The following is an 8,855-nucleotide window of genomic DNA, read 5'->3' as shown; positions in this document are numbered from 1 at the left end:
GAACTCGTACCAGGAGCCGTACAGGGCCCGCTCGCGCTCCACGAGCAGCGGCAGCGGCTCGCTGCTGGTGACCAGGTCCCGCAGCGGGTGCCGGGCCAGCACCGCGTCGACCTCCGGCGTCAGCGCCGCCGCCAGACGAGCCGCCGGGGACAGCGAGTCGTCGCGCAGGGTCTGTGCGGCGGCGAGCAGCACGGTGCGGCCGGCTTCCCTCGGCACGCCGGCCGCTGCCCGCTCGTACAGTTCCGCGCCCTCGTCCAGGACGAGGCCCGGGTCGATGCCCGCCGGGATCTTGATGTCCGCCGTGTGGCGCCAGGTGGCCATCGGATCGCTCCAGGCCTCCACGCGGTACGACCAGCGGCCGACGGCGTTCGCGGTGACCTCGGCGCCCCATCGGTCGCTGCCGGGGGCCAGCTCGCGCATCGGCGTCCACGGCCCGGGGCGGCCCTCCGGGTCCTTCAGGACGACATTGGCGGCCACCGCGTCGTGCCCCTCCCGGAACACGGTGGCGGTGACCTCGAACGTTTCACCCACGACCGCCTTGGCCGGCCGGTCGCCGCTCTCCACGGCCGGGCGGACGTCCCGTACCGGGATGCGGCCGATGGCCCGGGTCCTTCTCATGGTCCTCACCTCCAGCGTGCTCGAAAGCCGGGCCGCGGGGCCCGGTGGGGGGACGGGATGTGTGCGGGAAGGCCGTTACCTCCCCGCCGGGGATCTGCGCTCGGTGGCCGGGGGTCTGCGCTCCGCCGCCGGGGGCCTGCGTCGGACCGCCGAGGCCGGACGAGTCCGTTCGCCGGGTTCCTGCAGACAGGTGACGTGCTGTTCCTGGAGGCAGGTGATCTGCTGTTCCTGCAGGTAGGTGACGTGGTTCGTGCGCAGGTACCGCTCGGCCGCGTCCGCGGCCTCGCGAGCGCAGCGCTTGCCCATCAGCACACAGAGCGTGTAGCCGGAGTCCTCGAACGTGGTCCGCACCGTGCGGTCGTTCGGTGCCGCGAGCATCACGCGTTCCCAGGCCCGGTAACGCCGCAACTGCCGGGCGACTTCGGCTTTGGCGGGTAGCAGCATGGCGCCGATCACCTTTCGGGGCTCGAGGGGCACGGTCTCCCGACGGTCGGACGGCGGCCGTGCGCACAGCGACACGGATCCGTGACGGCGATCGAGTTCTTCACACATGGTGCACGTGAGGCGACGCAGCGTCTTGTTGGATCTTCAACCGGTGGCGGTTCTTCTGGGCCGTTCGGGCCACTCGCGGGCGCTCACTTGTGTGTATGTCCACCTCAGCTGTGCGCTCGTGTTGCACGAACGGGCTATCACCCTCAGGCTGAGTGTGACTCAGAAGCGATGGACGCTCACGTTCCGTGTTCGGGGCTCGTCCCGCAGACCGCGGGAGCGAGAAGGAGCTGAGCTTCGCGGTGAGGAGCCGACCGATGAAGACCGCAGTGCCCTGCTACTACCACCTCGACGTGGAAGTCAGCCCGGAACGGGTGGGACAGGTCAGCCGCATTCTGGCCGCTCACCTGAAGTTCTGGGACCTGGACAACCTCGTCCAGCCCGTGTGCGGCGGTGCCGAGATGCTGCTCAACGCCATCGACGAACACGCCACGGACAAGAACACGTCGATCGAGATGTGGTGGAACGGGCAGCACCTGATCACCGCCATCGGGGACAACGACCGCGCCCTGCGACCGGACCAGGAGCTGCGAGGCTGCCTGGAGCACCTCGCGGCCATGAGCGACGGCTGGGGCTGCTGCGCGACCGAAACAGGCAGCAAGGTCATCTGGTTCTCGCAGCGCGCCCGCGCCGGTGAACGCGTCCCGCTGGTGCCCACCGCCCCCGCCCCGCGCGAGAGCGAGGGCCTCGACGTGCCCCGTGAGGAGCACCTCGTGCAGCTGGCCGGTCCGGCCGACGTCCTGCTGGAGGACGCGCGGTGACGCGCCGGCCGTCGAGGAAAGGGGCGTCCGCCTGGGGCGGGCGCCCCTACCCTCTGGGGGCGGACTACGACGGGGAGGGCACCAACTTCGCGCTCTTCAGCGAGGTCGCCGAACGCGTCGAGCTGGTCCTCGTCGACGACGACAACACCCACACCCACGTGCCGCTGAACGAGGTCGACGGCTTCGTGTGGCACGGCTACCTCCCCGGCGTCGGGCCCGGCCAGCGCTACGGGTACCGCGTACACGGGCCGTGGGCCCCGGCCGCGGGGCACCGCTGCAACCCGGCGAAACTCCTCCTCGACCCCTACGCCCGTGCGGTCGACGGACAGATCGACAACCATCCCTCGCTCTACGAGCGCGACCCCGACGGCCCCGACCCGGCCGACAGCGCCGGGCACACGATGCTCGGCGTGGTGACCGACCCGGCCTTCGACTGGGGCGACGACGCGCGGCCCGGCCGGCCCTACGCCGACACCGTGATCTACGAGGCACACGTCAAGGGCATGACCCGCACCCATCCCGAGGTGCCCGAGGAACTGCGGGGTACCTACGCCGGGCTGGCCCACCCCGCGGCCGTCGAGCACCTGACCTCCCTGGGCGTCACCGCCGTGGAGCTGATGCCCGTCCACCAGTTCGTCCACGACGGGGTGCTGCACGACCGCGGACTGGCCAACTACTGGGGCTACAACACCATCGGCTTCTTCGCGCCGCACAACGGCTACGCCGCCCACGGCACGCGCGGCGAGCAGGTCGCCGAGTTCAAGCAGATGGTGAAGACCCTGCACGCGGCCGGTCTCGAAGTGATCCTCGACGTGGTCTACAACCACACCGCCGAGGGCAACGAGAGGGGGCCCACGCTGTCCTTCCGGGGCATCGACAACTCCTCGTACTACCGCCTGGTCGACGGCGACTGGGAGCACTACTACGACACCACCGGCACCGGCAACAGCCTGCTGATGCGCCACCCCTACGTCCTCCAGCTGATCATGGACTCGCTGCGGTACTGGGTGACCGATATGCACGTCGACGGCTTCCGCTTCGACCTTGCGGCGACGCTGGCCCGGCAGTTCCACGAGGTGGACCGGCTGTCGGCGTTCTTCGACCTCATCCAGCAGGACCCGGTGATCAGCCGCGTCAAACTGATCGCCGAGCCCTGGGACGTCGGCGAGGGCGGCTACCAGGTGGGCAACTTCCCGCCGCTGTGGTCGGAGTGGAACGGCATGTACCGCGACGCGGTCCGGGACTTCTGGCGCGGTGAGGACCACACCCTCGGCGAGTTCGCCTCCCGGCTCACCGGCTCCTCCGACCTGTACCAGCACAGCAGGCGCCGCCCTCGCGCCAGCGTCAACTTCGTCACGGCGCACGACGGCTTCACGCTGCGCGACCTGGTGTCCTACAACGACAAGCACAACGAGGACAACGGCGAGGACAACCAGGACGGTGAGAGCACCAACCGGTCCTGGAACTGCGGCGCCGAGGGGGCGGCCCGCGACCCGGCCGTGCTGGAACTGCGCACGCGCCAGCAGCGCAACTTCCTCGCCACGCTGCTGCTGTCCCAGGGCATCCCGATGCTCTCGCACGGCGACGAACTCGGGCGCACCCAGGGCGGCAACAACAACGCCTACTGCCAGGACAACGAGATCTCCTGGATCGACTGGCGGCTCACCGGGGAGCAGCGCGATCTGCTGGAGTTCACCCGGTACGTCATCCGGCTGCGCACGGAGCACCCCGTGCTGCGCCGGCGCCGCTTCTTCCTCGGCGAGACCCTGACCCGGGCGGACCAGCCGCTGCCCGACCTGGTGTGGCTGGCGCCGGACGCCCGCGAGATGACCGACGACGACTGGCAGCGCGGCGACGCCCACTCCGTCGGTGTCTTCCTCAACGGCGACGCCATCGCCGAACCCGATCCGCGGGGGCGTCCGGTCGTCGACGACTCGTTCCTGCTGCTCCTCAACAGCCACTGGGAGCCGGTCGGCTTCCGCCTCCCGGACGCCTCCTACGGCGAACGCTGGAAGACCCTCATCGACACGGCCGACCCGGAGGGCACCCCGGACGAGTCCGAGCACAAGGCGGGGGCGGGCCTCACCGTCGACGCCCGCAGTCTGGTCCTGCTGTCCCGGCCGTCCAGGACGTCACGGGCGTCGCGCCAGGGCGAGTGACGTCGAGGATCAGCGGTCGCGGCGCGCGGTCACCGTGAACTGCGCGCCGTCATGGTCGCGCAGCACCGCCTCGTCGCTGCCCTTGGACAGCACGCTGCCGCCGTGGAGCTCCGCCGCCCGGGCGCAGGCCTCCACGTCGTCGACGGAGAAGTGGACCTGCCAGTGCGGCCGGATCGCGGGGTCGGGGGCCGCTTCCAGAGCCCCCGACTCGATCCGCGCCACCACGTCCCCGCGACTGCGCAGCACGACCTCGCCGCCCTCGTAGTGGACCTCGCAGCAGCCAGGCCGCTCGGTCGCCCATTCGAGGATCTCGCCGTAGAAGATCGCCGCGTCGAAGGCGTCCCGGGTGTGGAGTGTGATGAAGGCCGGCTGCGCGTTGCGCCAGGTCTCCCAGTCGGTGAAGAGGTCACCCTCCCAGATGCCGAAGGTCGCCCCGTCCCGGTCTGCCAGCAATGCCGCCCGCCCGGGCGGCAGGGAGATCGGACCCACCGCGACCGTACCCATGCGCTCCTGCACCCTGGCCGCCGCTTCGTCCGCGCTGCGCACCGCGAAGTACGGCGTCCACGCCACCGCCATCTGCCACATGGTCGCCACCCCCGCGATGCCGGCCACCGGCGAGCCGTCCACCAGCGCGATCCGGAACCGGTCGCCCAGCTTCGCCGGGCGCCACTGCCAGCCCAGCACGGCACCGTAGAACTCCTCGGTGGCCTTGACGTCCCGGCTCGTCAGGCTCACCCAGCAGGGCGCGCCGAACACGGAGTGTGATGAGACGACGTCCTTCGTGCCGGAGGAGGTGGGCATGTCGTGGTTCATGGCAGTCGCGTCCTGATCTCGTCGGCCTGGCAGCCACCGGAGGATTGACACCAGTGTCCAACCGGAACCGCTGTGGGCGCCTGCCGAGTACCCCGGCGAGGGCGCCGAAACGGCGTCCGGCCTGGTCCGCCCCGGTGGCACCGGGCGGACCGAGTGACGACGATGGATGGGTCGGACACTGCGTCCAGGTACTCAAGCATCCGGTGGGACCTCCGGCGCAGCGGCGCACCGGACCCGGAGGTGACCATGCCCACGGACGGGGGCTCGGATCGGATCCTCGAACTCCAGGAAGAGGTCCAGCAGCTGAAGGAGGCGGTCGTCTCCCACGCCGTCGTGGACCAGGCGATCGGGATGGTGGTGGCGCTCGGCCGGATCTCACCCGATCAGGGGTGGGCCGTGCTCAAGGAGGTCTCCCAGCACACCAACATCAAGCTGCGCAACGTCGCCGAGCTGATCCTCGTCTGGGGACGCACGGGCCTGATGCCCGAGGAGATCCGGGCCGCGCTGGAGGACGCCCTCGACCGCGCCGGACCGACGCAGATCCCCGGACCACCGCCGGAGGGGTGACCCGGGGAAGCACGAGGGCCGGCCGCCCCCTGGCCTCAGCTTGCCTCGGCGAGCAGCTCCTCACGCAGATGGGCGAAGCAACTGCTGAGCAGCCTGGAGACGTGCATCTGCGAGATGCCGAGCTGTTCGGCGATACGGCTCTGCGTCATGCCCTTGAAGAACCGCAGGTAGAGGATGATCCGTTCGCGCTCCGGCAGCGCCTCGAGGCAGGGCCGTACGGCCACCCGGTTGACGACGATGTCGAAGGCCGGGTCGGGCCCGCCGAGGGCGTCGCCGAGGGCGTAGCCGTCGGTCCCGGGCATCTCCGCCTCCAGCGACAGGGCGGAGAAGCACTCCAGCGCCTCCATGCCGGTGCGTACCTCACCGTCGGTGAGCTGGGCGAACTCGGCGATCTCGGCGACCGTGGGGGCGCGCCCCGGGGTCGTCTGGGACAGCTCCTTGACGGCGTGCCGCACCCGGTTGCGCAGGTCCTGGACCCGGCGGGGCACGTGCAGCGTCCACATGTGGTCACGGAAGTGGCGCTTGATCTCGCCGGTGACGGTAGGCACCGCGTACGCCTCGAAGGCGTTGCCGCGGGCCGGGTCGTAGTGGTCGACCGCCTTCACGAGGCCGAGAGCCGCCACCTGGTAGAGGTCTTCGAGGGACTCGCCGCGGCCACGGAATCGGACGGCGATCCGCTCGGCCATGGGGAGCCAGGCCTCGACCAGCTCGTCCCGCAGGGCTTTGCGCTCGGACCCCTCGGGCAGCCGTGCCAGGCGGGCGAACGCCGCCGCGGTGTCGGGGGCGTCGTCGTGGGGGTGCGTTCGGGTGCTGCCGGCGATACGCATGGTGCGCACCTCCCTGAGCAGGTGCTGAATAGGGACAGACACCGTGGGAAGCGCGGCCTCGGACCTCACGGAAAGCACCGGGAGTCGGGGCGGCCGGCTCCCCATATACGTGCCTCCTGTCCGAAGCACTGACAATTCAGACAATACGGCATTTGGGGGATGGGGGCGCCCTCAAGGTCGCTGCCATTTCCGGTACGTCTCTTGACCTGTCTTGACCTCGCCTTGGATCGATTACCTCTGCTACAGAGCTAATCTCGGCCGCATGGAGCCGGAGACCTTCCCTGATGAACTGGCCGACGCGCTCGTGGGCGTTCAGCGGCTGATTCGACGGCGCCTGCGGCGGCAGATGCCCGACCCGCGACTGCGCGGCGCCGAGGTGGAACTGCTGCGCCTGGTCGAGGCGCGACCCGGCGTCGGCATCTCCGAGGCGGCCAGGGACCTCGCTCTGGCGGCCAACTCGGTGTCCACCCTGGTCAACCAGCTGGCGAGGGCCGGCTACCTGACCCGCGAGACCGACCCCGCCGACCGGCGGGCGGCCCGGCTACTGCCCACCGCGGCCGCCGGGGAGCGACTGGGCGAGTGGCGCAGACGCCGTGCCGAACTCGTACGCCGCCAGGTCGCGCGCCTCGACGAAGCGGACCGTCAGGCGCTGCACGCGGCGATCCCGGCCCTGCGCAAACTGGCCGACACCCTGCACGAGGAGGCCGAGGAATCATGACATGGGAACCTGCCCCGCCCCGGGCCGACGAGCATGCTCCGCGGGCCGACGAGCCCGTTCCGCGGGTCCAGGCGCCCGGTTCCCGGGCCGGCGAGAGCGGCCTCCGGGGCGGCGAGACCACCTCCCGGCCCGACGCACCCGGCCCCCGTGCCGACGCCGTCGCCTGTACCGGGCTCGTCTACGCCTTCGGTGACACCAACGCCGTGGACGGACTCGACCTCACCGTCCGGCAGGGTGAGGTCTTCGGCCTGCTCGGACCCAACGGCGCGGGCAAGACCACCGCCATCCGCTGCATCACCACCCTGCTGCCCGTGCCCGCCGGCATGGTCCGCGTCCTCGGCCACGACGCCGCCGGGGACCGCATGGCCGTACGGCGCCTGCTCGGCTATGTGCCGCAGCAACTGTCCGCGGACGCCGGACTCACCGGACGGGAGAACGTGGCCCTGTTCGCCCGGGTCTTCGACGTGTCCCGCGCCGAGCGCGCCGAGCGCGTCGCCCAGGCGCTGGCCGCCGTCGACCTCACCGACGCCGCCGACCGGCTCGCCGCCACGTACTCCGGCGGCATGGTCCGCCGGCTCGAGCTCGCCCAGGCACTGGTCAGTGCCCCCCGGCTGCTGATCCTCGACGAGCCCACGATCGGCCTTGATCCGATCGCCCGCACCGGTGTGTGGGAGCACATCGGCGCCGTCCGCGAAGCCACCGGCATGACCGTGCTCGTGACCACCCACTACATGGACGAGGCCGACCAGTACTGCGACCGGGTCGCCCTGATGCACCGCGGCCGGATCAGGGCCCTCGGTACCCCGGCCGAGCTCCGGGAAGGGCTCGGCGCCCGACGCCGTGCCGCGGGCGCGGCCCGGGGCGCGCTGCCGACGCTGGAGGACGTCTTCCGGGACGTGGCAGGCAGTGGTCTCGACGACGAGGCAGGTGATTTCCGCGATGTCCGAAGCACCCGCCGCACCGCGCGGCGTGTCGGCTGACCCCGCCCGCGCCCGCGGCATCGACCTGCTGCTCAAACCCCCGGCGCCGCGCGCCGGTTGGCGCCTGCTGCCCGCCCGCGTCGGCGCGATGTGCGCGGTGGAACTGCAGAAACTGCGCCATGACCGCACCGAGTTGTACACCCGCGCGGTCCAGCCGGCCCTCTGGCTGCTGATCTTCGGTCAGACCTTCACCCGCATCAGGGCGATCCCCACCGGCGGCATCCCCTACGTCGACTACCTGGCGCCCGGCATCATCGCCCAGTCCGCGATGTTCATCGCCATCTTCTACGGCATCCAGATCATCTGGGAGCGCGACGCCGGTGTCCTCAACAAGCTCCTCGTCACGCCGACTCCGCGGTCGGCCCTGATCACCGGCAAGGCTTTCGCGGCCGGGGTGAAGTCGCTCGTCCAGGCCGTCGTGGTGCTCCTCATCGCGGCACTGCTCGGCGTGGCCCTGACCTGGAACCCGCTCAAGCTGATCGCCGTCGCCGCGATCGTCGTCCTCGGGTCGGCCTTCTTCTCCTGCCTGTCGATGACCATCGCCGGCATCGTCCTCAGCCGTGACCGCCTCATGGGCATCGGCCAGGCGATCACCATGCCGCTGTTCTTCGGCTCCAACGCCCTGTACCCGGTGTCCGTGATGCCGGGCTGGCTCCAGGCCGTCAGCACGGCCAACCCGCTCAGTTACGAGGTGGACGCCCTGCGCGGCCTCCTCCTGGGCACGCCCCACCATCTGGCGTCCGACTTCGCGGTGCTGCTCGTCGCCGCCGCACTCGGCGTCACCGCGGCCTCGGCCCTGCTGGGCCGTCTGGCCCGTTGATCTTCACTCGTGGAAGTGATGTGCGGCACGCCCGGGCAAGCGC

The 8,855-nt window shown here is 71.0% G+C and carries 10 protein-coding genes; 6 read left to right on the top strand and 4 right to left on the bottom strand.

Translation table 11 applies throughout. The features are described from left to right. Together ADK65_RS24330 and ADK65_RS24325 are read right to left on the bottom strand one after the other, a co-directional pair. On the bottom strand, positions 1 to 618 hold a 618-nt coding region (locus ADK65_RS24330), incomplete at its 3' end, for a maltotransferase domain-containing protein (protein ID WP_159038812.1). A gap of 75 nt (positions 619 to 693) precedes the next feature. Then, complete coding sequence (locus ADK65_RS24325; protein ID WP_053672548.1) at positions 694 to 1,062, bottom strand: DUF5133 domain-containing protein; 369 nt, start codon at positions 1,060 to 1,062, stop codon at positions 694 to 696. Between the two features lie 362 nt (positions 1,063 to 1,424). Here ADK65_RS24325 and ADK65_RS24320 point away from each other — a divergent pair, with 362 nt between their 5' ends. Beyond that, positions 1,425 to 1,928 (top strand): hypothetical protein, encoded by a 504-nt coding sequence (locus ADK65_RS24320; RefSeq protein ID WP_053672533.1) that lies wholly within the window; start codon positions 1,425 to 1,427, stop codon positions 1,926 to 1,928. Beyond that, positions 1,925 to 4,087: a glycogen debranching protein GlgX gene (glgX, locus tag ADK65_RS24315; protein WP_053672530.1), complete on the top strand. Its 2,163-nt coding sequence runs from the start codon at positions 1,925 to 1,927 to the stop codon at positions 4,085 to 4,087. The genes ADK65_RS24320 and glgX overlap by 4 nt, the downstream gene beginning before the upstream one ends. A 9-nt stretch (positions 4,088 to 4,096) precedes the next feature. Here glgX and ADK65_RS24310 read toward each other — a convergent pair whose 3' ends face one another. Next, positions 4,097 to 4,900, bottom strand: a complete 804-nt coding sequence (locus ADK65_RS24310) for a VOC family protein (RefSeq protein ID WP_053672528.1) — start codon at positions 4,898 to 4,900, stop codon at positions 4,097 to 4,099. Between the two features lie 246 nt (positions 4,901 to 5,146). Between ADK65_RS24310 and ADK65_RS24305 the strand changes: the two genes are divergently transcribed. Further along, on the top strand, positions 5,147 to 5,467 hold the full coding sequence (locus ADK65_RS24305) for an ANTAR domain-containing protein (RefSeq protein ID WP_199825694.1): 321 nt from the start codon (positions 5,147 to 5,149) through the stop codon (positions 5,465 to 5,467). Positions 5,468 to 5,502: 35 nt separating this feature from the next. Here the strand turns inward: ADK65_RS24305 and ADK65_RS24300 are convergent, their stop codons facing one another. Continuing rightward, positions 5,503 to 6,294: an RNA polymerase sigma factor SigF gene (locus ADK65_RS24300; protein WP_053672525.1), complete on the bottom strand. Its 792-nt coding sequence runs from the start codon at positions 6,292 to 6,294 to the stop codon at positions 5,503 to 5,505. A gap of 262 nt (positions 6,295 to 6,556) precedes the next feature. On the opposite strand from ADK65_RS24300, the gene ADK65_RS24295 reads away from it, so the two are divergent. From ADK65_RS24295 to ADK65_RS24285, 3 genes are read left to right on the top strand one after another with little or no spacing between them, the layout of a single operon-like run. Continuing rightward, entirely contained in the window at positions 6,557 to 7,012 is a 456-nt protein-coding gene (locus tag ADK65_RS24295; protein ID WP_053672523.1) for a MarR family winged helix-turn-helix transcriptional regulator, read from the top strand. Continuing rightward, the gene (locus tag ADK65_RS24290) at positions 7,009 to 7,992 is read left to right on the top strand and encodes an ABC transporter ATP-binding protein (RefSeq protein ID WP_234352935.1); all 984 of its coding nucleotides are present in this window, start codon (positions 7,009 to 7,011) and stop codon (positions 7,990 to 7,992) included. Before ADK65_RS24295 ends, ADK65_RS24290 begins: the two co-directional genes overlap by 4 nt. After that, complete coding sequence (locus ADK65_RS24285) at positions 7,952 to 8,812, top strand: ABC transporter permease (protein WP_053672521.1); 861 nt, start codon at positions 7,952 to 7,954, stop codon at positions 8,810 to 8,812. The genes ADK65_RS24290 and ADK65_RS24285 overlap by 41 nt, the downstream gene beginning before the upstream one ends. Positions 8,813 to 8,855: the final 43 nt, after the last annotated feature.

Origin of the sequence: Streptomyces sp. NRRL B-1140, from assembly GCF_001280065.1 — a bacterium.
In the GTDB taxonomy this organism is placed as follows: domain Bacteria; phylum Actinomycetota; class Actinomycetes; order Streptomycetales; family Streptomycetaceae; genus Streptomyces.
This window is presented reverse-complemented; position numbering and strand designations above follow the sequence as displayed.

Coding starts and splice junctions, on each gene's coding strand:
- ADK65_RS24325 (WP_053672548.1), bottom strand. CDS start 1,062: ATGCTGCTACCCGCCAAAGCCGAAGTCGCCCGGCAGTTGCGGCGTTAC.
- ADK65_RS24320 (WP_053672533.1), top strand. CDS start 1,425: ATGAAGACCGCAGTGCCCTGCTACTACCACCTCGACGTGGAAGTCAGC.
- ADK65_RS24310 (WP_053672528.1), bottom strand. CDS start 4,900: ATGAACCACGACATGCCCACCTCCTCCGGCACGAAGGACGTCGTCTCA.
- ADK65_RS24305 (WP_199825694.1), top strand. CDS start 5,147: ATGCCCACGGACGGGGGCTCGGATCGGATCCTCGAACTCCAGGAAGAG.
- ADK65_RS24300 (WP_053672525.1), bottom strand. CDS start 6,294: ATGCGTATCGCCGGCAGCACCCGAACGCACCCCCACGACGACGCCCCC.
- ADK65_RS24295 (WP_053672523.1), top strand. CDS start 6,557: ATGGAGCCGGAGACCTTCCCTGATGAACTGGCCGACGCGCTCGTGGGC.
- ADK65_RS24290 (WP_234352935.1), top strand. CDS start 7,009: ATGACATGGGAACCTGCCCCGCCCCGGGCCGACGAGCATGCTCCGCGG.
- ADK65_RS24285 (WP_053672521.1), top strand. CDS start 7,952: ATGTCCGAAGCACCCGCCGCACCGCGCGGCGTGTCGGCTGACCCCGCC.